32 protein-coding genes and 1 tRNA gene are annotated in these 23,778 nt (G+C 59.4%); 10 read left to right on the top strand and 23 right to left on the bottom strand.

Features of this window, described 5'->3' with window-relative positions; translation table 11 throughout:
- Positions 1-14: 14 nt before the first annotated feature.
- From CO667_RS30435 to CO667_RS30395, 9 genes are all read right to left on the bottom strand, one after another.
- Entirely contained in the window at positions 15-338 is a 324-nt protein-coding gene (locus CO667_RS30435; RefSeq protein ID WP_143540768.1) for a pilus assembly protein, read from the bottom strand.
- A 388-nt stretch (positions 339-726) separates the two neighbouring features.
- Complete coding sequence (locus tag CO667_RS30430) at positions 727-1,044, bottom strand: succinoglycan biosynthesis protein exoi (protein ID WP_097621922.1); 318 nt, start codon at positions 1,042-1,044, stop codon at positions 727-729.
- A gap of 942 nt (positions 1,045-1,986) precedes the next feature.
- A complete protein-coding gene (locus CO667_RS30425; protein WP_097621879.1) occupies positions 1,987-2,271 on the bottom strand; it encodes a DUF4236 domain-containing protein in 285 nt (94 codons plus the stop codon).
- Positions 2,272-2,415: 144 nt separating this feature from the next.
- Positions 2,416-3,120, bottom strand: coding sequence for a hypothetical protein (locus CO667_RS30420; protein WP_097621878.1), 705 nt, complete (start codon positions 3,118-3,120; stop codon positions 2,416-2,418).
- A gap of 100 nt (positions 3,121-3,220) precedes the next feature.
- Positions 3,221-3,394 carry a hypothetical protein gene (locus CO667_RS30415; RefSeq protein WP_245433354.1) on the bottom strand — a complete coding sequence of 58 codons (174 nt, stop codon included), beginning with the start codon at positions 3,392-3,394 and terminating at the stop codon, positions 3,221-3,223.
- 88 nt (positions 3,395-3,482) lie between these two features.
- On the bottom strand, positions 3,483-3,857 hold the full coding sequence (locus CO667_RS30410) for a nuclease (RefSeq protein ID WP_097621876.1): 375 nt from the start codon (positions 3,855-3,857) through the stop codon (positions 3,483-3,485).
- Positions 3,854-4,042, bottom strand: coding sequence for a hypothetical protein (locus tag CO667_RS30405; RefSeq protein ID WP_097621875.1), 189 nt, complete (start codon positions 4,040-4,042; stop codon positions 3,854-3,856). The genes CO667_RS30410 and CO667_RS30405 overlap by 4 nt, the downstream gene beginning before the upstream one ends.
- A 66-nt stretch (positions 4,043-4,108) precedes the next feature.
- On the bottom strand, positions 4,109-4,348 hold the full coding sequence (locus CO667_RS30400; protein ID WP_097621874.1) for a hypothetical protein: 240 nt from the start codon (positions 4,346-4,348) through the stop codon (positions 4,109-4,111).
- A 2-nt stretch (positions 4,349-4,350) separates the two neighbouring features.
- A complete protein-coding gene (locus CO667_RS30395; protein WP_179874251.1) occupies positions 4,351-4,623 on the bottom strand; it encodes a hypothetical protein in 273 nt (90 codons plus the stop codon).
- A gap of 612 nt (positions 4,624-5,235) precedes the next feature.
- On the opposite strand from CO667_RS30395, the gene ligD reads away from it, so the two are divergent.
- Positions 5,236-6,297, top strand: a complete 1,062-nt coding sequence (gene ligD / locus CO667_RS30390; RefSeq protein WP_097621873.1) for a non-homologous end-joining DNA ligase — start codon at positions 5,236-5,238, stop codon at positions 6,295-6,297.
- Here the strand turns inward: ligD and CO667_RS30385 are convergent.
- The 3 genes from CO667_RS30385 to CO667_RS30370 form a co-directional block, all read right to left on the bottom strand.
- Positions 6,290-6,574, bottom strand: a complete 285-nt coding sequence (locus tag CO667_RS30385; RefSeq protein ID WP_097621872.1) for a hypothetical protein — start codon at positions 6,572-6,574, stop codon at positions 6,290-6,292. The genes ligD and CO667_RS30385 overlap by 8 nt on opposite strands.
- 904 nt (positions 6,575-7,478) lie before the next feature.
- Entirely contained in the window at positions 7,479-7,895 is a 417-nt protein-coding gene (locus tag CO667_RS30375) for a hypothetical protein (RefSeq protein ID WP_245433351.1), read from the bottom strand.
- A gap of 299 nt (positions 7,896-8,194) precedes the next feature.
- Positions 8,195-8,557, bottom strand: coding sequence for an RNA polymerase subunit sigma-70 (locus CO667_RS30370; protein ID WP_348627818.1), 363 nt, complete (start codon positions 8,555-8,557; stop codon positions 8,195-8,197).
- A gap of 56 nt (positions 8,558-8,613) precedes the next feature.
- Here CO667_RS30370 and CO667_RS30365 point away from each other — a divergent pair, with 56 nt between their 5' ends.
- On the top strand, positions 8,614-9,003 hold the full coding sequence (locus CO667_RS30365) for a hypothetical protein (RefSeq protein WP_097621869.1): 390 nt from the start codon (positions 8,614-8,616) through the stop codon (positions 9,001-9,003).
- Between the two features lie 358 nt (positions 9,004-9,361).
- Positions 9,362-9,568 carry a hypothetical protein gene (locus CO667_RS30360; protein ID WP_097621868.1) on the top strand — a complete coding sequence of 69 codons (207 nt, stop codon included), beginning with the start codon at positions 9,362-9,364 and terminating at the stop codon, positions 9,566-9,568.
- Between the two features lie 97 nt (positions 9,569-9,665).
- On the opposite strand, the gene CO667_RS30355 is transcribed toward CO667_RS30360, so the two are convergent.
- The 9 genes from CO667_RS30355 to CO667_RS30320 form a co-directional block, all read right to left on the bottom strand.
- A complete protein-coding gene (locus CO667_RS30355; RefSeq protein WP_097621867.1) occupies positions 9,666-9,869 on the bottom strand; it encodes a hypothetical protein in 204 nt (67 codons plus the stop codon).
- Positions 9,869-10,276, bottom strand: coding sequence for a transposase (locus tag CO667_RS30350; protein ID WP_097621866.1), 408 nt, complete (start codon positions 10,274-10,276; stop codon positions 9,869-9,871). Before CO667_RS30350 ends, CO667_RS30355 begins: the two co-directional genes overlap by 1 nt.
- Positions 10,266-10,691 carry a hypothetical protein gene (locus tag CO667_RS30345; RefSeq protein WP_097621865.1) on the bottom strand — a complete coding sequence of 142 codons (426 nt, stop codon included), beginning with the start codon at positions 10,689-10,691 and terminating at the stop codon, positions 10,266-10,268. The genes CO667_RS30350 and CO667_RS30345 overlap by 11 nt, the downstream gene beginning before the upstream one ends.
- Before the next feature lie 74 nt (positions 10,692-10,765).
- Positions 10,766-10,978, bottom strand: a complete 213-nt coding sequence (locus tag CO667_RS35070) for a hypothetical protein (RefSeq protein WP_143540767.1) — start codon at positions 10,976-10,978, stop codon at positions 10,766-10,768.
- 191 nt (positions 10,979-11,169) lie between these two features.
- Positions 11,170-11,763, bottom strand: a complete 594-nt coding sequence (locus CO667_RS30340) for a hypothetical protein (RefSeq protein ID WP_097621864.1) — start codon at positions 11,761-11,763, stop codon at positions 11,170-11,172.
- Positions 11,708-12,496 carry a helix-turn-helix domain-containing protein gene (locus CO667_RS30335; RefSeq protein ID WP_097621863.1) on the bottom strand — a complete coding sequence of 263 codons (789 nt, stop codon included), beginning with the start codon at positions 12,494-12,496 and terminating at the stop codon, positions 11,708-11,710. Before CO667_RS30335 ends, CO667_RS30340 begins: the two co-directional genes overlap by 56 nt.
- Positions 12,493-14,877 (bottom strand): ATP-binding protein, encoded by a 2,385-nt coding sequence (locus CO667_RS30330; protein ID WP_097621862.1) that lies wholly within the window; start codon positions 14,875-14,877, stop codon positions 12,493-12,495. Before CO667_RS30330 ends, CO667_RS30335 begins: the two co-directional genes overlap by 4 nt.
- A gap of 122 nt (positions 14,878-14,999) precedes the next feature.
- Positions 15,000-15,254: a helix-turn-helix domain-containing protein gene (locus tag CO667_RS30325; protein WP_097621861.1), complete on the bottom strand. Its 255-nt coding sequence runs from the start codon at positions 15,252-15,254 to the stop codon at positions 15,000-15,002.
- A gap of 249 nt (positions 15,255-15,503) precedes the next feature.
- Entirely contained in the window at positions 15,504-16,784 is a 1,281-nt protein-coding gene (locus tag CO667_RS30320) for a site-specific integrase (protein WP_097621860.1), read from the bottom strand.
- 162 nt (positions 16,785-16,946) lie between these two features.
- Between CO667_RS30320 and CO667_RS30315 the strand changes: the two genes are divergently transcribed.
- From CO667_RS30315 to CO667_RS30300, 4 genes are all read left to right on the top strand, one after another.
- Positions 16,947-17,015, top strand: a tRNA-Thr gene (locus CO667_RS30315).
- Between the two features lie 194 nt (positions 17,016-17,209).
- Positions 17,210-17,683, top strand: coding sequence for a hypothetical protein (locus CO667_RS30310; RefSeq protein ID WP_097621859.1), 474 nt, complete (start codon positions 17,210-17,212; stop codon positions 17,681-17,683).
- A 199-nt stretch (positions 17,684-17,882) separates the two neighbouring features.
- Positions 17,883-18,263 carry a hypothetical protein gene (locus tag CO667_RS30305; protein ID WP_097621858.1) on the top strand — a complete coding sequence of 127 codons (381 nt, stop codon included), beginning with the start codon at positions 17,883-17,885 and terminating at the stop codon, positions 18,261-18,263.
- 237 nt (positions 18,264-18,500) lie between these two features.
- Positions 18,501-19,991: an MDR family MFS transporter gene (locus tag CO667_RS30300; RefSeq protein WP_097621857.1), complete on the top strand. Its 1,491-nt coding sequence runs from the start codon at positions 18,501-18,503 to the stop codon at positions 19,989-19,991.
- Positions 19,992-20,116: 125 nt separating this feature from the next.
- Here CO667_RS30300 and CO667_RS30295 read toward each other — a convergent pair whose 3' ends face one another.
- On the bottom strand, positions 20,117-20,494 hold the full coding sequence (locus CO667_RS30295) for a nuclear transport factor 2 family protein (protein ID WP_097621856.1): 378 nt from the start codon (positions 20,492-20,494) through the stop codon (positions 20,117-20,119).
- A gap of 128 nt (positions 20,495-20,622) precedes the next feature.
- Between CO667_RS30295 and CO667_RS30290 the strand changes: the two genes are divergently transcribed.
- Positions 20,623-21,081, top strand: coding sequence for a MarR family transcriptional regulator (locus tag CO667_RS30290; RefSeq protein ID WP_097621855.1), 459 nt, complete (start codon positions 20,623-20,625; stop codon positions 21,079-21,081).
- Positions 21,082-21,161: 80 nt separating this feature from the next.
- Positions 21,162-21,542: a GFA family protein gene (locus CO667_RS30285; protein WP_097621854.1), complete on the top strand. Its 381-nt coding sequence runs from the start codon at positions 21,162-21,164 to the stop codon at positions 21,540-21,542.
- A 73-nt stretch (positions 21,543-21,615) separates the two neighbouring features.
- Here CO667_RS30285 and CO667_RS30280 read toward each other — a convergent pair whose 3' ends face one another.
- The gene (locus tag CO667_RS30280) at positions 21,616-23,613 is read right to left on the bottom strand and encodes an ABC transporter ATP-binding protein/permease (protein WP_097621853.1); all 1,998 of its coding nucleotides are present in this window, start codon (positions 23,611-23,613) and stop codon (positions 21,616-21,618) included.
- Here CO667_RS30280 and CO667_RS35670 point away from each other — a divergent pair.
- On the top strand, positions 23,516-23,778 hold a 263-nt coding region (locus CO667_RS35670), incomplete at its 3' end, for a hypothetical protein (protein ID WP_210421754.1). The genes CO667_RS30280 and CO667_RS35670 overlap by 98 nt on opposite strands.

Genomic DNA, 23,778 nt, shown 5'->3' with positions numbered 1-23,778 from the left:
CGGTTTCCGAACACTCATTGCACCGATGCGGCTCTGCCGCCGCATCTCGACCCGTCGGCAGCGATATCTTCTTCAGATGGGCAGTTTCCGGAATATGGCTGCTGGCCGCTCTGAATCGGGCCGCCATTATATTCCGTCATGACCCTGCCCACGCGCCGGCCGTCGGCATAGATTCGGGTGTTCTGAGATTGCGGATTGAACGGCTGGGCAATGTGGATCGCCTTATTCGCCTCCATAGCACTCCCCGCCCCGAACGTGATGGTGTCGCGATGATTTAAGTAGTCGGCGCAGCCCGACAAAAGAGCTGCCGCCCCGCAGCAGATAAGCAGCTTGTTCATTGAAGCCCCGCTCAGAACCCAAACTGAGTGAAACTCAAAATTGCACTAATGTCAAAAGCTACTGAGACTAATCTCTACTTCAGTGATTAATCTCTTTCAGATCCGTTCTTCCCTGCTTCTGAGCGGGCCAATCTCAAAGCCGCCCGCGACCGCCGCGAATACCTCGATCTGCTCTGTGAATTCTGGAACCTGTCCAGCCGGCCTTGATGCTCCGCCTTGCCTCCGACGGGGCCGCCAGCGCGTTTCGTCGGCAAGCCGGGGGAATTATGCTCCGTGCCGAACATCGCGCGTAGGGACGTCTCTTTGCCGGTGCCCAGAAACTTCGGCAAGCTTGCCGAGGTCATCTTCGGTCAAGTCCATTTTCGGCGTCATGTCCGACGCCAAAGCCTCACGATTTCGATTTCCGCCAGCCGGCCGCCCAGGCTTCAAATTCCGAGCAGAACCACCGTTCTCCATACTTGGGGCTGATTTTCGTCTGTGCGTAGTATTTCTGCCCCGGCACGTGGAAGATGCGCTCGCCGGTGTCGATGGAGACGTTGCCCTTGATCCGGCACGATTGTCCGGAGCCGCCAGGAGCGCTCCATGCAGCGATCAAGTCGCTCGCGGTCCAGCCGCCGGCTGCACCGAACGCGATAGCGCCGATGACCAAACCCGGCGCCCTGAGCAGCACCGATCTCTTCTGCGGAACGCGATACCCCTGACGCATGCCTCCATCTCTCCCACGCGCGAAGATCGTAGCCGCCTTGGAGCCCGGCGAACATCTCGACAAAAGGGGTATGCCTTGCTCCGCCAGTTCGGTAACCGTCGACGGGTCATCGCTTTCGACCTGCCGTTCAAATTCCTCGGTAGGAACGTTGGCGACTCGGATGGCGGTTTTCGCCTGCCGCTCGGACATGCCGGCGGCCTCGGCGGCGTCCTTCCGGGTGTTCAAAGGGCCGGCGCCGGTCTTTTGAATTCCTCGGATTTCCGATCTCCACCCTTCTGCGGCTCGAACTCGTTCAGCACCTCGCCCGCCCGCTTGATGGCGCGCGACCGAACCCGGGTCGCATAATTTTCCAGCGTCTTGTCATCGGCTTGCCGGGGGTAGGAGGCGAGAGCTGCGGCCCGGTCAAATGCGGCAGGCGCAAAAGGAAACAGTCGCCCGGCTACCGAAGACCTTTTACGCGGGTACGAAAAACCCCGCCTAACTCACTTCCTACTCTTGCCGAAGCCGGCATCGAGAAGAACGGCGCGCACGATGAATTAATTGCCGCCGCGCATCGAGCCCAGAGCGGATTCCGTTGAGATAGAGGCTCTGGCAAAGCGCATGCTGGCCGACGAATACGACGCCGCTCAAGAGCGGGGCGAGGTTCGCGCTTCCAACCAAGGCCGTAGCACTTCCGCTTTGGAAGCGCCAAGCGCCGGAGATATCGGCCTCACGCACAAGGAAATCCACGACGCCCGCCTGATCCGAGACGCCGAAGCCGCTGACCCCGGCGTTGTCCGCCGGACCCTTGATGAAAAACTTGCTTCAGGCGAAGAGCCCACGAAGGCCGCTCTCCGGAAAGCCGTTAACGAGTTGCCAACTTGGCGACTTGATCGCTTCTCCGGAGCGCACGGTGTGAAGGTGGGCGCTAAATCATGCACATGTGCAAGGTTTGCAAGCTTGTCAGAACAACCAGTTCAGGAACACGCAAATCAGGAAGAGGCCCACCAAACCGGTAACCCATGAACCTAAGCTGGAGTTGGTGTTCTGGTTGTCAGATTTTCGTTTGCCGACCTTTGAGGTGAAGCCAACGCCGGTTCCGGGGATGCTGGCGCTGACGCGCTGCCCCGACGTCCCGACGGTGTAGCCGGCACCCTTTGGACCAACCCGAAGGCTGGCGCCCTTTTTGCCCATGTTGAGCCGGAGACCCGGCGCGAGTTTGAACGATTTCCTGAACCTGATAGCCATACCGCCCCCCAGTAAATACCCCTCTGAATAGTCGCCGCTCTCAGAGCCTACCGCAAGTTATCAAATTGACGGATCGCCGGTGAATGCCGGGATGGAATTAGACGTATGTCGTCAACGCCGATGGCAAGGATCACCCTAGCACGGTCAAACCGGTCTGGCAGACGCCCAGAACTGATCGTATGCATCAATCTTGAGCCGAGCAGATTCTCCGTCCACCCGAACTATCGAGGCGGGCGATCGGTCTGCCAGAGCATTCAGAGACTGGGTAACCGTATAGACGGTCTTTTCATCGACTACGATGAGCCGATCATGCAGTGATTTTGGTGCCGCCAACCGGGCATGGGCGGGGCGTGTGGAACCGTACTGTTGCCGGAACCGTACCAGAGCTGGTTCGAACGTGGGCTTTACGGACTTCTCGTCCGTCAACAATTCTATCTCGATTCCCTCATTCGCAAGGATGGCGAAGTCAGTCAGTGCCTTCGAATCCATATATGGATCAACAATTCTCAATCGTTGCGTTGCCTGGACCAGAACACGGCCAATTGCGCTCATAGCATCCAACGCGCTGCCGGCTGCGATGAACGCACCTTGATCTGACATTGGTGCAGCCATCTCAGCCTGCCCAAGCAATCGGTAGAGGACGGCGTTGGCCTTCCGAACAGTGTTCGTCATGCCAGATATATGGCTGCTCGAACTGATGGCGGCCAGCTCTGCGGCGCTTACGAAATCGATCTCCTTGGCAATTGCCGTTGCCCGTCCAACCCACCTTAGAACGGCGTGTTCATCAGCATCATCGGGCTGTTCTTCGATCAGCCTGCCTACGGTAACGTATCGCTGTGCTTCGTTCATTGCTCGCCCCCATCCCGCTCAGTCAAGCCATCTCACTACCTGATGAGGTGAGTCGTCAATTCCTCTTCGGACCGGCCTGGATCGAACTGGACGCGCTTTATCAGCGAGGCGGCGGCAGGTACGGCGACCATCCGAACCGAGCCCTCAGTATGAAGACGATCGCCTTCAGCGCCACGTCGTCAGTGCCGGCGGCAAGGCGGAGCAGATAGCCGACAAGAGCGGCTTGAAGCCTCGCGGCGCCGACATCCAGCTCGCGGCGAAAGCGTCGCCTCACGGTTTTCCGGATCGATCTTCAGCGCGCGGCCGAAGGAGACGACCCGAACGCCATCATCGCGTCACTGCGACCACTCTCGCTCTGACAATCAGCCACACCAATCGTTGCGCTGCATAGGGCTCCAGCTGCGAGCGAAGCCTTCCAGCAGCAGCTTCTTCCCAATCTCTTCCCCGTTGGTGCGATAAATGTTGACGAGCGGCCGGTGCGTTTGTGTCTTGTCCACCGCGCCGCTGAACATCACCCGCAAGCCCTTCTCAGCCAGTAGCTCACGTAGCCGGCCCTTGGCGATCAACGCCAGTCTTCGTTCCTTCAAGCACTTCGCGTGCGATCCGATCTCCGGAGTATCGATGCCGGAGACGAACGGCACGCCCTCCCCAAGCAGTCGCATGTTCTGCCCATCGCATTTCACGGTGTCGCCGTCGACGACCGTCAGCGATGCGCAGATGATCAATCCAGCTATCATTTGGAATTGCTCCGGCTCTTGAGCTCCCCCCAATAGGGATAATGCTCGGCGCACCACCAGATCGTTTCGACCGTCTTCGATTGGGAAAAGCCGAGGCTTCCCCACCTCGCGCAGCCAGCGACGCAGCAATAGTGCTCGGCGATGACGTTCGCCCCTGGCGCCGTCGAGTGCCCTTCAATACTCATGATGCGGAATCTTCCCCTCATTCTGGCAAGGCGCAGTGTCGTCCATCCCTGTCGGCCGCCAGCGCATCAGTCTTCCTCCAAATAATTTCCGAACAGCAGCTTTCCCGCCTTTGCGCCGCATGATGCGCATTTCAGCCGCTTCTCGACATCGCGCACCTCAGCATGTTGTAGACCGTGCGGCAGCGAGGCTTTCGAGAACGGCCGGGTTTCGCCACACGCGACGCACTCGGCCATGATGTCGAGATGACTTGGCGTGGCGTGTATGTATCCCGGCGACCAGTCCCTTATCGATTGGAAACGGGGCATCGTCAATTTCTCCCCATCGTCATCAAGCGCGGCGGCTCGGCTTTGGGCAGGTAGGCAATCGCCACCCTGCGACTGCCGCAGACCGGACAGCGCATGCGCTGCGACAACATCGCCAGCGGAAAATCCCGACCTCTCGTCGCCACCAGCGTGACGATATCGAGCGTATGTTTCCAGGGGCATTGGCGGACACTCTTCAGTCCATCGCGCCTTCCCCAGGCGCACCTGGCGCTGATATCCCATCCTGCATCCATTGCCTCGCCGATCGTTTCGGCCATGCGTCATCCTTTCCTCGATAGAGGTTGCTTGCCGCATGATTTTGTGAATGCTCCGCCCGAGCGATGTTCTGATTATGTTCTCGGTACCGGCCGAGTCAATAATGAATTTTTAGCGCGACAAAAAATAGCCCCGCCGAAACGGGGCAATTGCGAAAGAGGAAAAAAGTTGAGACCGCGCGTGCGGTTGGGCAATGGTGAGAGGTTTGCAAGGGCGTGCAGGACTCTCGCGCGCGGTCCCGATACTTTAACGCTGGGCGCCGCGCCCGGTTCCCGTACGCTATCGGACATTAGAAGGAGACCGGGTCTGGTGGTGGACCGCACGGACGCTGCGAACAGGGGGTGCTGGCGCAGCAGTACAAGATACTAAGCCGTGCGGCCCGTCGTCAAAACCCGTAACCGCCTGAAGAGGTTCCCAGATCACAGCTGGCGGCGATCAAAAAAGCCCCGCTGGTTGGCGGGGCTAATTTGACGGAAAGGTAGATGCGCCATAGCTGCTGGAGACGGGACCGAAGCGCATCCTCGCGCAAAACCCGCCGCTGTTACAAAAGTTCCCGCCGCGGATAATGAATTTTGGCAAATTGCTTTTTAAGATATTGCTGATGAACTTGGGGCATGACAAAGCCGCCTCGCAAACCTTCGCAGCCGCTCCTCGGTGAAGCCGGCACGCCGCTCCGCAGCCGGCCGCGACGGCGCCGAGATCCCGCCCAGCCTAATCTTCCCCTAGACCCGATGCCGGCGCGCGTCGAGCCCTGCCTGGCGCTGCTCAAAGCCAAACCTCCGAAGGGCGACGATTGGGTTTTTGAGATCAAGTGGGATGGCTATCGCCTGGCCGTCCACATCGAGCCGTCGGGAGTTCGCATCCTGACGCGCGGCGGCCATGACTGGACGGATCGCTTTCCTGCAATCGCGGCCGAAGCGAAACGCCTTCCAGTCTCGACGGCGATCCTCGACGGTGAAGCCGTCGTGTTCGATGAGCACGGCCGTTCGGATTTCGGTCGGCTCCAGCAGTCGCTGGGCGGACGCGGCGGAAAGCGGACGTCTCGGGAAGCCGTATTGTTGGTGTTCGATCTCCTCTATTTCGACGGCCATGACCTCACCGGAACCGAGCTCACCGCTCGGCGCCATCTCCTTGAGGGGCTGGTGCCAGCCGGCGGAGAAGAGGCCATCCGATTATCCGAGGAGGTCGAAGCGGATGGAGACACGCTGCTACGCATTGCCTGCGAGCATGACCTTGAAGGGATCATCGCCAAACACCGGAACAGCACCTATCGCAGCGGTCGGCTTGGCGACTGGCTGAAGATCAAGTGCATCCAGAGCGACGGCTTCATCATCGTCGGCTATGAGAAGTCGACCGGATCGTTCGGCGGAATAGGGCGGCTTCTGCTCGCCGCGCGCAAGGGCGATGAACTCGTCTATGTGGGGGGAGTAGGGACCGGCTTTAACGAACGTTCCGCCACCGAGCTCCGGCGGCAGATGGACAAGCTGGTCATCGACAAGCCGGCCGTCGAAACAGGAAGGAAGCGAAATGCGGTCTTCATTCGTCCGGAGCTGGTTGCCGAGATCGAATACCGCGCCTGGACGCATGACGGAAAACTGCGACATGCATCCTACAAAGGGCTGCGCGAGGTGCAGGATAACGCGGCCGTTTTTGACTTAAACGGCAACGCTAAATAGTTCCCGCCAAGCCTAAAACTATTAAGATCAACATAACCGAGGTTATTACCACGAAAGAAGGCCCGGCGATAAAGAACTTCTCTTTTGGCTTCATCAACACGCGATCATCATCACCTCCGCGATCGGCCCAGTAGGCCTCTGGCCCGAAATCTTCGGTGAAATTGAAGCCGTTTCTACTGTAGAAGACGATCGACCTGATGAACCAATACCAGTAGTAGGCGCAAAAGGGGCCTACGATGCACAGAGCAATCCATAGCTGATTTCGATCATCACTCAATCAAGCTTCCTCATCAACATCGCCGTCTTCGTCGAGCTCGGCGCCCCTCATGCTTCTAGACCTGTAAGTTCGAACTTGGAAATATTGCTACGGCAGGCGAAGGTTGTCAGATCGGATACACGATTGCACACTTTCCATGTCTGACGACCGTGTAACGCAAGCCTTAAAGTCGTCATACGCAGACGCCATCGCCTTAGCCTTTTTCACGTAGTCGTCATGATCCGATACACACATGAAGCCGTTGTAGTCGCAAGTGCTGGGACGGAAGCATGAGGCGCTCTCTTCGACGCATTTACTGAAGCTGGTGCAGACTTTAGCGCCATACTCCAAACATGCCGGTTCCCTTCCGATCGGACAAGAAAAGCTCTGTTGGGCCAGCCCACTCGATGACGATGATACCAGGACCAGGACCACTGCCGATAGAATGCGTGTCACAAGACCTCCCTCGATTCCCGGCTTTCAATCTTTGGGTAAACCAACATCACCTCCGCTTTTGTTGGATCAACCCCGGAGCGCCCGCTTGAAAGCCTTTTGGGTTCACGACGAATGTGGTGCGCTCCCCCTTCGGAAAACGCTCTTTCGCAGACCGCTTCAGTCGCTTCAGGGCAATTCGCGCGTTGTATAGTCGCAGCTTATACGAATAGTGCCGCAGGCCTGATGACCGACTAACCAACAGCTCAAGGTCAGCAATAAGCTTCCCCAGCGCTAAGGCACGCCGCGCTCGTGACGCCACTTCATTAGCAGCGACTGCACTACGTTTCTGTCTGATGGCCTTCTGCTGCTTCCTTTTGCTTGACATGCCCCCTCCTAATAAACCTTCTCACAGATCCACTTAGTCTGGGTACGTCCCACCCGAAGCACCTACTTCTTCGAAGAGCGAAGGTTCGCGAAGCCCCGCCGGCCGCTATCCCGCGCAGGTGTTGATGCCGTCCCGGACAATTAGCGCCCACTTCGGCCCGAGGGTGTCCCTGGCGGAAAGGGCATTCTGGCTTCCCGGCTCGCCTTCCTTGAACATGCGGACAGCGAGATCCTGATTGTGACCACCCGTCACGAATGTCGGACCGGGATTGTAGACCGTATTCCCGCTGTAATATCCGGTGTTCCCGTAGACTGTCGCCGTACCTGTGGTCGAATAAGAGCCGGGCATCTGGACAACTCGTGTAGTGTCGGCGCCGGCCTGCCCGACGATTATATAGCGATCATAGCCCGCTTTGATCGTCTCGATCGCAGCTTGTTTCGCGGCAACCTTCATAGCACCGGTATCGCCGCAGATCGGCGCCGCCCGTGTCTTGATGATGATTTCGTTCTGAGCTGTGCGCATCGAGCTTGATGCCGCACACGATGACAGAGCGCCGGCAGCCAGCGCGAGCAATACAGGTAGTCTCATGAAGATCCGCCCCAACCTCTTTCGCGAGTCCACTGCTTCGGTGCGCCGAGCGATTGAACTCTATATCCGGGCAACCCCTCAGTTGCCGGGAACAAACATCGCAGAATTCGGCTCTACGTCAAATTGCATTTTTAATGTATCGTTAACGCAGCTCGATGACGCAACCTGTCCGGTTGCGCGACAGTATTTCATGGGTTCACGATCTAGATGAGGTGGTCCGGCGCATCCGGCCTTCAGTCGGGCGGTCGTGGCGCAAATTCCGACCATCCGAAGCGTGACTGCAATGCAAACCGGATCGCCTTCAACGCGACGGCGCCTCTACCTCCGGCGATGCGGAGGAGGTGGAAAGTAAGGGCGCATTCGAGCTTCGCGGCGCCGACGTCCAGCTCTCGGCGATAGCGCTTCCTTAACGTTTTCGGATCGATCGCTAGCAAGCGGCAGATTTCGCGTTGCGGGACGCCCTCGGCGGCAAGCATCTGGACGAGACGGCGTTGTATGTCCGTCGGGCGATGGGGCGGGCGGCCGGGGCACTGTTCGGATGCTTCATCCATGGACGGGAAATATACCCATGTTAGTGGCAACTGATTACTAATCATGTGTCAGTTCCTCTTTGATGGCAGGGCGATCATTGATCAGTAGCCCGGAGATTGCGATGAATATGACCACCATCAGCGAACGCCTTTTTGGCATGTCCTTCCTGATGCTCTGGGTGTTGCTGGCGATCCTGATCTTTAGCGGCGTGCTTCACGGGTTGAATGCAGAGCCAAAGGACGATGATCAGTCCCGCGTGCAGGATCGGTCACATGGACGTATAGTCCGGCATCTCCTTGAAGACGACAAGCGGAGAAGGGCCATGGCCCAAGCTGTCGAAGCCAAGGCCAAGTCCTATTTCGCGCGCCGCATCGGCAAAATCCATCTGGCAGCGCTCGCCTTCTTCATCGTGGCGACGTTGGTTCTGGCGCTCTGGCATTTCAATGAGGTCAAAGTGCAACGGGCATCCCAAATCCAAGTTACATCGCCGTTGCAACAAGATGATGTCTGACCTCGGGCAATCGGCGAAATACCGTCCACCTGATGTTTCGCCAGCGTCAAAAAAATTCTCTACGTGAGGGGCGCGCGGGTCCCGAGGGCTTCTCTTTTCAACGTTCGACCCGCCCCCCGGTTCGCGACCGCACTTTGGACATTGGCAAGCTTTGCTTGACGTGACATAGTGCCGCCACGTCACATATCCGTGACCAAAGTCCCGTCGCAACCTGATCCTGGGCGACAGGCATCGAGAGCGAGTTCGTCTCGGTCCGACTGGCGTGGCAAGGCATCGCAAGGCAAAAACGGTAGGAAACCGACGAGCGTGATCAGGCGTCGGCTGCTACCTCTTTTCAACCAAGTGAAAGGATATTGCCATGCAGCAAGACCTGACTGCGCAGACAGCACGGCGACGCGCCAAACGGCTCGGTTATGTCGTGCGAAAATCACGCGAGCGCTATCTGCATTCGAATAATCGAGGCCAATATATGCTGATAGACGCATATCGTAATGCGGTCGTTCTCGGCGTGCGTTTCGACGCCACGCCGAGCGAGATTGCCGAATGGCTCTCAAGCCGTGAATGAGTTTTGCATTGAACCCAAAGGCGGCCGGCTATTCCAAAAGCCGACCGCCCTCGACCGAGGACAAGCTATGAGAGGACTTGGGCAATGCGTTCAATACTCATGTCTGCATCCAATGCTGCCAGCCTAATTCACGCCACTCCGGCAGCAGGTCCTCGAAGGCGTCCTCCTCGATCGTCATCGGCAACGAGACCGAGAAGAAGAAAGTTTGATCATCGTCGGACGTGTGGCCGTAAAATGCGACATTCCGGCCGTCCTCGCACAGCACCGCATCGACCTGCTCGATGTCATCGACCGTCATCATCATTGTTCCCCTGTCGCCTTCGCACGCACGACCGGCCGAGCCGCCTTAGCCGCGAGTTGCCACGCATCGGGAGCGTCACCGGGCCTTTCGCCTTCGCTCGTGTCTCGAAGGGCTACCCACATGCTGCCAGTGTTCGTGATGACCGTGCCTTTCTGGTAAGCCAAGGCCCGCTGCCAGGTGCCGGCGTAGCGGACGCCACCGGCTTCGAGTTCCTCAATGCGGGCAGAGAGTGCCTTCAGCTTCGCTGCTGTACTGGCGGTCGCGCCAGCGATGAGCGCATGAACGCTCCGTGTGCTTAGTGGCCGTCGCAGCTCCTCCACTGAGTAGGCAGCGTCCAGGCCGGCTTTGATTTCTGCCGCACGCGCCGCGATCATAGCGAGTTCCTGTTCACCATCCTTATCGGTCACGGCTCCACCCTTCGATAATTTCCGCGACCTCGATCCCCGATATGCTGTGGCGCTGCTCAAGGATCCCGGCCAGTCTCTCGATTTCCGTACGATGATCGTGCGCGAAGGAATCGGCGAGAGCAGAAAGTGCGCGTCGCATCTCGTCGGGAGAATCGGACCAGGACCCCAAGAAAAGCGCACGCTCCAGAAGCAGCTCATCGGACTTCGACAGGCCGGTGCCGGGCGCCGCAGCTCCGCCCGCTAGCGCGGTTATTCCGTATCCTGCCGCCACCGCGCCGTGGTGCCGTCCGCGCTCAAGACTATCACCGGGTGGCCTCAGGATTACCTCGTCGATCGATGCATGAAGGACACCTATCCCATGCCCCAGGGCCGCCAAGACATGGGCGGCTTCATGCAGCGCAGCATCGCTGATCATCTTCGACCTCACTATGTCGCATGTTCTCGATTCCGTCATTTCTCGACTGTAGCAGATCGCTTCGAAGCCCGCCGTTACGTGTCACCGGCCAGCCCCCGGCAGAGCACCACGACCATCGCACGGAAAGCCTTGAGGACTGCTTCATCGTCGTCTGCTTCCAAGGGGTTGAGAAAATGCAACCTCTCCAGCGCTGCGGCGAGTTCGACCTCGTCGATCTCAATTTGGAGCACGCGGCGGCCGGCTTTTCGCCGGTCCCGATAACGGCGCTGACGTTCTGCGGCACCCATCGATCACCAACCCTGGCCCTGAAGGCCGAATATTTTAACGAGGGCGAGCGTATAGCTTGTCATCTCGGCTTCCCTTCCAAGTGCAATCCCGACGGGTTGAGCGGCGACCGGCAGTTCGATCAGATTGCCGGGGGCGAAATCATCGTCGGTGACGTCGTGCGCCTTCTATCAGCTTATCGAGGGCGGCGAGGTCATCCGTCATCATGGCCGGTCTCGGTCCCCGACTCCGATCGAAGCGCATCGTGCCGACGGTCCTGCCGCGCCATGAATTCCCAAACCGCGTCGGATGATGTCCTTTTTAGTCGCGCATCCCGGTCAGCGAATAGTGCCTGATCGACGGGAGCGCCTGCCGACTTCGCTGCTGCCTCCGCTTTCTGGGCGGCCCGCCTGACGCGCCACTTGGCGACGGCCTTCGGATCGCCTTTCGGAGCCGGCAGGGCGCGCCGCTGGTCATCTTCGGGCCACCGGTAGAGGCGCTCCGCCTCGGCCTCGCGCCGCCGAGCAGCCTCATGCGGACCCATCACCCGGTTTACCTCGCGCCTCAGTTCAGGCGGGCTGGGCATAAAACCGTGACCGAGCGATCCTTTCAGAATCTCGCGCGTCGCCTGCGCCAGGCCCCAACGCGAACAGCCTTCCAACGCAACTTCAAAAGCACCCAACATGATCTGCATGTCGGCCGGCTGCCGCCCCGGCAGCGCAGTTGCTAGAACACGCAGGGCATCGACGCGGTCAGCGTGGGTTGCCGGTCGGAATGCCTCGTCGGCGCCAAAATTCGGCTTCTCCATGAACGCCTCCTTTCTGTTGATGAATTCGTTCGGACTCGCCTTTGAGGAAGCCTCCAAAGTCTTGCTGTTTCGGCGCCCCGCCGTTCCCGATGCGCCGTTGGCGAAATTTCCATTCGTGGCGACACCAGTTGCGCCAAGTTGCCGGCCAGTCGAGTTTTCGCCCGTCCGCACCGGCCTTCGAGCGCCAGTGGTCGCGGAAGGCGTCGGCCTCCAGCAGAGCTTCGTCGCTTGTAAGTCCCAACTTCTGGGCTTCGGAAAGGTCCGGCTGGAAATCGTCGGGTATGCGCGTGCCCCGGTCTGGCCCGAGTCCGCGCTTGCGCGACCCACTCCTTGTTCTTTCCGGTTCTGATTCCGGTTCTTTATTAGGAGGTGCACCACGTGCCGGTTTAGGGGTGCACGACGTGCCGGTTAGACCGGCGCTGGTGCCGGTTAAATTTAGTTCCGGGGCTTCGTTATCCGGCACCGCGTGCCGGTTAAAATCGCCCAAAAGCTGGTAGCTGTTTCCCGCCTTACCGCCACCCTCGACCCGGATTAGACCCACCTGCTTTAGCGTGACCAAGGCCTTGCGGACCGCACGTTCAGAAAAGTCTGTCTCTCGGCAGATCGTCGCAACCTTCGGGTTGCATTGCCCGGTCTTGGAATTGAGGTGCTCGGCAAGGGCAACCAAAACATTCTTGGCGAGCGGATCACCCAGACGCTGTTTGCGTGCCCATCGGACGGCGTCGTAGCTCATGACGCGTCTCCCTCACCGTCGAGGGCCAGGCCAAGCGCATCCTCCCATGGGATCGACGGATCACGCTCGAATTCGCAGCGGATGCGCTCGGCAAGATCGGCAGGAAGGTCGACCATAGCGGCTTGTTCCCGCGCGCGGCATTCCAGATCGGCGATCTGCTGTTTAATTCGTTGCAGGCCGAGGATCTGCCTTGCCCGCTGTTCGATGATCTCGACCGATGGGATGACTTTCTGCACGCCGTGTTCGAGGAGCCCGGCTTCAAGCCACTCAATGAACTGGTCCGACGACATCGCGTTCAACTCGACGCGCCGGCCGTCGGCGAGGAACAGCAGTTCGTTATGAGTTGCGCCGTAGCGTTGAAGGCCCTTCATCACCTTGCGGTGGTTGCCCTCGATCTCCTGGTGCTCGGCCTGCAGCTGCATCTCTTCGGCCTGTTCAAGCCTCAGGCCCAGGCGCCGAATGTCCGGAGTGCTGGTGAATGTGTAGCGCGTGCTGTCCGATCCCAGCGTGCCGAAGATCCTGATTCCGGCGATGTCGAGATCGTGCGCGACCAGGATCGGAAGGCCTTGTGCGGAAAGCCGGTCGACCAGCGCCCTGGCAGCGACAACCGACATGCCCTTTGTCGACATGACCGCGATATCAAAGCGCTCCGCGATCCGTGTTGCCCGCAACAGCGGCTCGAAGCCTTCCTTTTCAAGGAACAGCACCGCGCCGTAGCGGTCGCCGGGACCGGCAGTCTGGTGCAGGCCGCCGGCGGTCGAGATCAGCGCGCCGGTGTCGTGCCGCCGTTGGCGCTGGAGATATTGACGGACATGCAATGTGCCGAGCGGTATCGAATGATCAGTATGCGGCTCGACCAGATGGCCGCGCGCATCGTAGATCACATCCCAATGCGCCGAAGTCTCTGGGTTTTCCTCCATGAAGGCCGGCAACAGCGTTTGGGTGAAATAGACATCGTTCAGTTTGCTATGGCCGGTCATCTCCAATATCGCCGGTCGCGCCGCGTACATGATCTGCCTTGCGTTTGCGGGCAGCGTGCCGCCTGCGCTGGCTTTCAGATAGGCTTCCGCCATCGCCAGATAGGACGCGTCCTTGATCGTGTATCCCCGCCTGATCGGCCTGTGCGACTTGCGCAATGCCGACCCAATGGCAGCGGCGATGTATGCCCGGAACGGCGTCAGGTCAGGCGTTTTGCCATCGCTGATCAGCGCAATGGCCGGTGTCGTGATGGCAATGGTCAGATGATAGGAACCCTTCGGAACCTGCCCCAGTCCGCAGAAAAGACCGCAGCCCTTGAAATAGGAATCTCCGCCTGAATAAAGCGACAGTTCGGCGACGGTCGGGGTCCGATTAACGATCAGGGTGATGTCGTCCGCACCGTTGCGGCCTTTCTGTCTGGCCCAGACCTGGACGATCACAGGGACCGCGCCACCGATCACTGCCAAGGCTTTTTCGATCCTGTAGGCACCGCCGAAAGAATCCTCGGGGACCGGCAAGAGCTTCGGTGGCGGCGGAGCAAGACGGTTCAGCACGTCGAGCGAGAGTTCGGATGCGGGTGCTTCAGGGTCGATGTAACGCTCCGACGCGTCCGATTGACCTCGCTCAACCGGATCTCCGGAAGCGTTACACAACTCGACGCCGAACAGATTTGCGAGGTCTTGCGCCGTGCCGCGCGCTGCTTCGATCAGTTCCTTGAACGCCGGGGCCGAATACCAATTCGGATGTGTCAGCATCGGCTTTGCTGCCGGTCCCGCCAGTTGGATCGCCTGATTGCCCCAGGCGGTCGCCTGCGGATCAATTGGCAGTGCGTCGCCGAACCGGATCGTGATCCTGGTCCCGGTGGCGATATCGCTGTCGTCCGTTGCGGTGACGATGGTCTCGCCGGTGGTGCGGTCGAAGTCGAGTTCCTGGCGGACCTTGCGGCTCTCGACGATAATCTTGCCGCCCGAGGCGAATGCGGCACCAGTCGCGACGCGCAGTCCGTTGCCAACCATGCCTCGGGTTGGGCGCCGGATTAGCTTGGTCGACATCATCGGCCGCGTGACGGAAAAGAGCTCGACCACCTTCTCGCGCGCGATCCCAGGACCATTGTCCGAGATAACGAACGTGTTGATGTCGACTTCGACCAGGGTCACCGTCGCCGCAGCGTCGAGGGCGTTGTCGACCAGTTCCTTGATCGCCATCCGGCGCAGGTGAGCCTTGGGCGCCCCAGCCTTCTGAGATAAGCGATCCGGGTGCAGAAATAGGCTGGCATCCGTTCTGACGAACTCAATCGCCGCCGCCTGCTTCTTCCCTGCACGATGTCGGCGAACACGCTCGCGGGTTTTCTCGCGTTGTGTGACGCTTCGCTCCGCTGGCCTGTGGAAAGGCGATTGCGACATAACGGCTCCTCTCTTGCTCGGAACCGCCGTGGTCTGGCGCGTTGAACTCGATGTGATTAATTTTCGGGCACTTTCCGATGCCTATTCCAACCGAGCCCTTACTGCGTCCGATGCGGCGGGGCTCATTTCCTAATGGTTTCGGTGTTGTTCTTGCGAGGCGGCGGTCCATGCTTCGGCGGTTCTGCCTGCGCGCGCCGGTACTCGGCTTTTGCCCGGCGATCAGCCTCATCAAGCTCCGCCTCGTCAAAATAATTTCTGGTGCCGAACAACGCCGGCTCTGGAATGCGACCGGTCCTGACCCACCGCCAGACCGTCATATCGCTGATGCCGCCGTAGCGCTCCCTGAGTTGCGGCTGGGTCAGATATCGCTTACCCATGAGCGTGTCTCCTTTGTCGGTTGGACTTCTTGGCTTGGCACTCCAGGCGACCTCCAAGGCCGCTACCGAACCAAATCAACCAACATCAAAGGCAAACACCTGCGCTCAATGCAAACAGTATTTACACTGAATAATTTTATTTACCCGCAAGTAAAACTTGCGGTATACAGTGAGCGCTTCACTTTTTGACAAGCAAATGTTGCGGATGCGATTCACCAACATGCCTGATCGCAAGGCAATCAAGCGGTTCTATTCGCCGGCCTCCCGCAAGCTAATCTTGCCGAACGAAATGACGTTCGAACCCGGCTCGGCGGCAATAATCGTCCTGATATGCCTTTCCCACAGGATCAGGGCTTCGCGCTTTTCCTTTTCATAGCGTGCATGATTGTAGTGCGCGGCGACGCCGACGCGGGCGTGATTGAGAATCGCCTCCACGGTATGCGGTGCAACACCAAGGTCACCTAGCCGCGTGGCAAGGGTGCGCCTCAGATCATGTAACGTGAAAGGCTCCAGCTTCACCTCCTCGGGATCACCCCTTTCCTTGGCCTCGTTCCGGGCGATCTCCATGATCTTCTCGTCGAGACGTCGCTTGCCCCGTGAATATCCCGAAATGCTGGTGTCGCCGGTGGTCGAAAGGATAAAATCTCCCCCGCCCTGGATGCTAGGCAGGTTGTTCAAAATGGAGATCGTCGTCGGCGCCAAAGCGACCTGTTGCTCATTACCGTTCTTCGCCCTTCCCGCTGGGATGGTCCAGAATGGCTCCCGGCCGGTCAAACTGAATTCCGACCAGCTCGCGGCGGCGACCTCCTCGCGGCGCTGCCCAGTTAACATGAGCAGTTGCACCAATGGACCAAACGGCCAGCCGATTGCCTCGGCACCCTTCCACACCAGCCGCAACTCGAAATCGGAAAGCACGCGCTTGCGCTTGACCAGCGGCGCCGGAATTGGAATGCCGGCACAGGGTGAGGCATCCAGCCAGCCGGTGCCGACGGCCCAATTGAAGAACTTGCGCGTGAGCGCTAGCAGGCGTACCGCCGCCTGAGGCCGGCCGCTTTCAACAACGTCGTCCAGCATGGTGACGATATCCCGCCGGCGGATAGCCGCAACGTGCTTCCCCTTCCAACGTGGTATCAGTTCCTTGTCGATGTAGCGCTGTTGCGCCTGTGCCGTGCTGTCGCGGTTCTTGCGCTTGACGTGCCGCTTCACAAATTGGGCGAGCACGTTTTCAATTAGATTGTCATCGGAGAGCAGTTCTTTCTTCTCGGCGCGCGGATCGCGGCCCTCGTCGTAGGCCCGCATAATTCGGCCGGCCTCTTTCCTCGCGTCCGCGAGCTTCCAAGCGGCGACGCTCCCGATCGTAAACTTCGGATGGCCCTTATATCTGACGGCCCAGCTCTTCGCCCCGCCCGGACGCGGTTGGACAACGAGGTAGAACCCCTTCAGGCTCGGATCGGGAATCTCCTGTCGCTTGTCGGTTGCTGCGACGGCCTCGACCCATTTTGCCGTAAATGCGCTCTTCGCTTTTGTCATTCTCCACCCCTCAAAATTTTCCCCGGAACATCCGGGGGAAAGCTGGGGGAAAATTATAGAGGTGTTTTAGAGTGATAACTAATGTTAAATTCTTATATGTTAACTTGTTGCGTACTAAATGTTTTTTCCGGATTTGGCCGGAATGATGTTAGGGAGCGTTACGCTGTTTTTGGGGATGACACGTTATTCGTAATGATGGGGTCGCAGGTTCGAGTCCTGCAAGCGGCACCATTTTTCTTTCATCGCGTGCTGAAACCCCACATTTTAAGCCTCTCTTAAAATTCTGCGTCCACCTTTGGCCATTCGGCAGGCAAAGCCTCAACAGCTTGAGCGCTATTTCACTCAAGGCGGCTGGGCTGCCCTTCATCTATGTGAGCGCGACCGATATCGATCGAACGAGAGCAGGTTGGCGATTAGGAGGATCTATGAGGACATCGCTTTTAAGTATCGCGCTTTGCACATTTGGCTTGTCCGCTGCTCAGGCAGAAGACTTCCCTCTCGCCTCCTGCGCCGGATGGAATGGAACGCTTGTCAGCAAGACCGGGATCGATTCAAGCACTGCAGTTATGGAAGGAAAGGTCACTCGGGCCGACTTCCAGGAATATTGCAAGCGAGACCCAGGATGGGAGACAACAGCCCATGGCGGCAAACTGACCGTCAAGCAGTGCGTAGCGATGTACACAAAACAGAATGGGAAGGACACTTTCCGCTCCACCGCCAATTGCAGCGAAGGCACCCTGTCCTTCGAACCTTCTGCCGGAGAACCGCAGAGTGTCACTTTCCCACTACCAGAGAATTCAGACGTCTCGTGCGCTTCGGGGATGCCGCCGCTGATCGAGCAGTTCAGCCTTCTCTGCCCTCAGGCGGCGCGGGAGTTTCATTTGATGGATGACGAATGACAGGAGGGCCGTCTCGGCACTCCGGTCAACAATGATATTTGCTCGGTACTTTCTGCTTCGGTACCGGGGGAGCCGGGCGCCGGTAGCTTTGCAGGGAAGTTTCTCCCCCGATCAAACGACCGTGAATCCGCACCGACGACAGGAACAATGCCACGGCAGAGCAGGTTTTCTCCCTGAGACAAAAACGACGGAGAAAATTATGTCCTGCAAATTCATCGCGATATCCCTCCTTTCGATCGGTTTTGCCGGCTCGACGCTTGCGCAGACGGCCGGCGGGGCGGATGCCAATGGGCGACTTTCGGCGGCACCGATCGTTGGCGGGTCGGGGAGTTCAGGCGCCGGTTCCACCGGCACCGGTTCGGGCGGAACTGGTTCTGCCGGCGGCAGTGCAACGGGCACCGGGTCTGTCGGGACCGATCCCGGCACAACAGGCAGCACGACCGGCAATGGCGGCGTCGATCTCAACAGCGGCCGGAGCACGATCAATCCCGGTGGGGTCAATCCCGATCTGCAGCCGACGCCGGGTTGTACCGCCGGTTCCGCGGATAGCGGGTCGGCCGGCGAGGCCTGCCCGCAATGAGGATAGGGCGGATGCCGCCTGACTTCCTGACGGAATGAAAGGCTCCGGGCGAAGTGGCACCGGGACTTCGCTTCGGCCGCTCCCACGTCGGGCGAAATATCAGCTGCCGCGGGAACGGCTTTACGACTCGCGCTTGCGGACGTAAAACTACCCATCACTCCGCACATGGCACACCGCCCCACACCAGCCAGCCTGCCGATTTTTCCGGCATCCGCGGAGCACCCGAAGAGGATCGTCATGTCGAATGCAGCGCAACGCTCGAACCGCGTGCTTATCGTCGCCACCATCATGCTTGCCACCTTCATGGTGGCGATCGAGGCGACGATCGTGGCGACGGCGATGCCGCGCATCGTCGGTCAGCTCGGGGGCTTTTCCTATTACAGCTGGGTGTTTTCGGCTTTCCTCTTGGCGCAGTCGACGACCACTGTGATCTACGGCAAGCTTTCCGACATTTTCGGGCGCAAGCCGGTGCTGATCGGCGGCATCCTGATCTTCCTCGTCGGCTCTCTGCTCTGCGGGTTTGCCTGGTCGATGATGTCGCTGGTGCTGTTCCGGCTGCTGCAGGGGCTGGGTGCGGGCGCCATCCAGCCGGTGACGATGACTGTTATCGGCGATCTCTTCAAGCTCGAGGAACGCGGCCGCGTGCAGGGCGCGATGGCGACCGTCTGGGCGACCTCGGCCGTCGTCGGGCCGCTGGCCGGCGGCATCATCGTCGACAATATCTCCTGGGCCTGGATCTTCTGGATCAACCTGCCGATCGGCATCATCTCGATCATCGCCTTCATGATCTTCCTGAAAGAGGATGTGGCGCACAAGCAGGCAAGGATCGATTACCTCGGCTCGGTGCTGTTTTCGATCTCGATCGTTGCGCTGCTGATCATGCTGACCGAAACCGATGCCAGCGCCTGGATCCTGCTGTCGCTTTTTTCCGTCTTCGTGGTCGCGGGCCTTCTCTTTCTCGCCCAGGAGAAGCGGGCGCCGGAGCCGATCATTTCGATCCCGCTCTGGAGCCGAAGGCTGATCGCCACCAGCAATGCGGCAACGCTGCTCGCCGGCATGGCGCTGATCGGGCTTTCGACAATCCTGCCGATCTATGTGCAGGGCGTGCTCGGCCGTTCTCCCATCGTTGCCGGCTTCACGCTTACCATGCTGGTCGTCGGCTGGCCTTTGGCGGTGATGCTTTCCAGCCGCTTCTACAAGGCGTTCGGCATCCGCCGCACCTTGCGCGTCGGCAGCCTGATGTTTCCCTTCGGCGCCTGCTTCCTGTTGTTCCTCACGCCGGAGAGTTCGCCTGTTATTGCCGGCGTCGGCTCCTTTTTCATGGGCTTCGGCATGGGTCTGATCAGCCTCACCAGCATCGTGCTGGTGCAGGACAGCGTCGAATGGTCGATGCGCGGCAGCGCCACCGCCTCGATCATCTTTGCCCGCAGCCTCGGCAATACGCTCGGCGCCACCGTGCTCGGCGCCATCCTGAACGCCGGCATCAACCATTATGCGAGCGGCGAAAAAGCGGCGGACCTGCATAAGGCGCTGAACCAGCCGACCGGGCTCTCGGCGCTCGCCGCCGACCCGGCAATCCGCGCCGTCTTCGATGCGGCGCTGCACTGGAGCTTCTGGGGCGTGGTCGTCGTCGCGGTGCTGACCTTCTTCACCACCTGGCTGATCCCGGTTGGTCATGGCTGGAAGCGCGAAGAGACGGCTGTGACAAGCGAGGCGGCTTCGCACTAGGCGCTTCGGCGGGGCCTCGATATTCTCTCGAAATGCGGAGGTGACCTTCCGGACATGTCGGCAGCAACGCGCCGGGAGCGGTCACCCCCGGCATAGTTCGTGCAAACTTACAGAGCATGCCGGGCTTACCGGGCATCCCGGATATAGAAGCGAATAATCTTATCGCCTTCGATGCGGAAGATATGCGTGACGGTCTTGTCCTTCAGGCCATGGGTCTGCCCCTGCAGCGGCTGGCCGTCGAGATCAAAGACCGACTGGATCACCTCGACCGCGACGGCGCCATCTTCCGTTTCCGCAAATGCGACCGGCTCGACATGCGGGCTGATGACGGCCCACTGGCGGGTCCAATAGTCGCGCACGGCCTCACGACCATTGACGTGGCCGCCATCCATGCCGTTGGCCCAGGCGACATCATCGGAAAGGACCGCAAGGACAGCGTCGATGTCTCTGGCGTTGAAGCCGGCATAGACGCGCTTGAGCATTTCAACGTTATTGTCAGACATATCGTTTCCCCAGTGGAGTTTTGAAAGATCAGCTCGGCGGCATCGAACGGCATTGCCGAATGTCGCGCACCAATATACATACGTACATATATATCTCACGGTCAAGCGCAGGCAAAGGGTCAAGCGGAATGGATGAAGACGTGCTTTCGACGCCAGGGCATCTGATCAGCCTTGCCGCGCGAGGGTTCGCCCGCCTCAGCGAGTCACGCCTCAAGCCGCTCGGCTTCGGTGTCGGCCAGTTGCCCGTGCTGGTCGCGCTGCAAAACGGCAAGGCAAGCACGCAGCGCGACCTCGCCCGCTTTGCAAAAATAGAGCAACCGCCGATGGCGCAGATGCTCGCCCGCATGGAGCGGGATGGCCTGATCGAGCGGACACGCGACCCGGCTGACCGGCGCAGCAGCCGCATCGTGCTGACGAAGGCTGCACAGAAAAGCATGCCGGCGGCAATTGTGGCCTTGTTCCAGGGAAATAGGGAGGCATTGATCGGGTTCACCGAAGCCGAAGCGGCACAGCTTGTCGATCTGCTCAAGCGGTTGATCGACAATCTGGATCGGATGGTGAGCGCGGAAGCTTCGTTGGGCGATTGATGTAGAGCGTCCGAGAATTCCGCGGCAACCAGCGCGATCCTCGCGCTTGGAGGCAAGTTTGGCTTATTGGAGGAACGCTTATGCATAAAGGATCCTGTCTGTGTGGTGCGGTAAGTTTTGAGATCGAAGGCGATCTGCGAGCGCCAGACGCATGCCACTGCTCCAAATGTCGAAAACAATCCGGGCACTTTTTCGCTTCAACCGACGTGCCTCGACGTCAGATCAGGATCCAGGGAGGCGAAAATGTGACCTGGTATCAATCCTCGGAAACGGTGCGGCGTGGATTTTGCGCGATATGCGGATCATCGCTGTTTTGGGATCCACCTCATCGCGACTGGCTTAGTGTTGCGATGGGTGCATTTGACAGCCCGACCGAAACCAAACTGAAAATGCATACCTTTGTCGCTGACAAAGGCGACTACTACGACATCACCGACAACCTGCCCCAGAATGAGCAATAGGTCACTGTTGCAGCGACGTCTGCTTCGGGCCTAGCAGGCGCACGAAGTCCTTCCGGCCCCGACGAAGGACATTTCATTCTGGGACCGTGCTGTCTTTATTCGAACTCGTGCCGTCTTTCAGCACGGAGGGGTTCTTCAAAACGCGCACAAGCAGGTTCGGTTTTCGCTTGCGCGGGATAAGATCGATATCGCTGACGAGCTTTGCGCCGCCCTCGCGCCGCTCCAGCGTGATCTTGCGGCTATGGAAGGCTTCCAGCTCGGCGCGGTGCGCGACGCTGATGATGGTAACCTCAGGCAATTCATCGATCACCATCTGCATCATCTTTTCCTGGCTCTTCTCATCGAGTGCCGACGTTGCTTCATCCAGCACGACGATATCGGGATGGTGCAGCAGCAGACGCGCAAAGGCGAGACGCTGCTTTTCGCCGCCCGACAGCGTCTGGTCCCAGGGCGCCTCTTCCTCGATCTTGTCGTTCAAATAATCGAGCCCCACCTTGTCGAGAGCCGCCTTGATCTTATCGAGCGTCCAGCTATCGGCGGCGCCGGGATAGGCGACGGCGCGGCGAAGCGTCCCGGAAGGGATATAGGGTCGTTGTGGCAACATGAACAATCGTCTGTCGGCATGGAAATTGACGCTGCCCCCGCCCCACGGCCAAAGACCTGCGATGGCCCGCACCAGCGTGCTCTTGCCCGAACCGGATTCGCCGGCGACCAGCACCCGCTCACCCAGGTCGATCACCACCTGGGTTTCCTTGACCACGGCGGTGCCGTCGTCAAGCGACACGGAGAGATCGTTCAGGCTGAGCATCGCATCGCCTTCGGTTTCACCGCGCTTGATGCGTCCGAGCGCATTGCTCTGTTCGGCGCGCTCGAGCCCATCGAGCGACATCATCAGCGAAGCGATTCGTCGGGCACAGGCGTTCCAATCGGCAAGACGGGGGTAGTTATCGACCAGCCATCCGAACGCGCTCTGAACGATGGCGAAGGCAGAGGCAGCCTGCATGACCTGTCCAAGCGTCATGCTGCCTTCGAGAAATTTTGGAGCGCACAGCAAAACCGGGACGACTGGCGCAAACAGACTCGATCCCTGCGACACAAGGGCTGTGCGCATATGCTGGCGTGCTAGGAGCGCCCACTGCCTGAGCACTTTGGCGAAGGTCTTGTCGAGGTCGTTGCGCTCCTCCTCTTCACCGCCGAGCAGTGCAATGCTCTCGCCGTTTTCCCGGACATGCGTCAGCGTATAACGAAATTCGGCTTCCGCTTGATTTTTGGCCTCGGAGACCTGGACGAAGTGGCGGCCGATGACCGTCATAGAACTTGATGTGATCGCGGCATAGAGGACCGCAGTGATGACAAGAAAGCCGGGAATGGTGACGGTCGAATCTGCAATCGTGAGGGTCAGGGCGCCGCCGATCGTCCAGAGCACCAGGATGAAGGTCGAGGCCGACAGAAAGGCGGCAATGACACCAGAGATGAAATCGACAGGGGCTTCGGTGGCAATCCGCAAATCCTCCGCGATGCGGGCTTCGGGGTTCTTGTGGTCACCACCGATGAGGTTCAACTGATAGTAGCGACCGCTCGCGAGCCAGCGTGCGATGACGGTGGTCGTCAGCCATGAACGCCAGCGGCGCTGGATCATCATGCGAAGAGCCACTTGTGCGGTGACAAGGGCTGCAGTTCCGAGCGCCAGCGGCAGGAATACGATGCTCAGGGCATAGACGGTGCGGGCATTGTGTTGCTCCAGGGCGTCAAAAATCGCGCGGTTCCAGAGATTGATTCCGTACTGGAAGCCGACATTCATGCCGATCAGGGTCAATAGGCCGATCGAGCACGGCCAGGCGAGCTTGTCGCCGCCGCGGCCCCAGAAACGGCGCGCGCTGATCCAGAAACGCTTGAGCAGATACCGCTTGCGCGTCTGCTCGGCCTCCTCGGGCGTCAGCTCCGGATCGGGTTCGATAACATCTGGCGGCGGCATGACCTCCACCGTCGATGCCGTCTCCTGGGGCGAGTTCCCGGCACCGTGCGGTTCGGTGCCGTCGACCGAGTTCGGATTGAATTTAGCGTCGGCCATAGGCACGATAACGGCTTACGGATCAGAAGGTTTCATAAGGCCGGCGTGGAGGGTGATATCGGAGACTGACGTCGGCTTCGTGCCGTGTGGCCCCCTCATCCGCCCTACGGGCACCTTCTCCCCGCTGGGCTATGGCATTCACACATTTAAAATTGCCTATGGGAT

The sequence above is a fragment of the Rhizobium sp. L43 genome (assembly GCF_002531725.1).
GTDB lineage: Bacteria > Pseudomonadota > Alphaproteobacteria > Rhizobiales > Rhizobiaceae > Rhizobium.
Note: the sequence above shows the minus strand (reverse complement) of the source record. Positions and strands in the feature narration are given on the sequence as shown.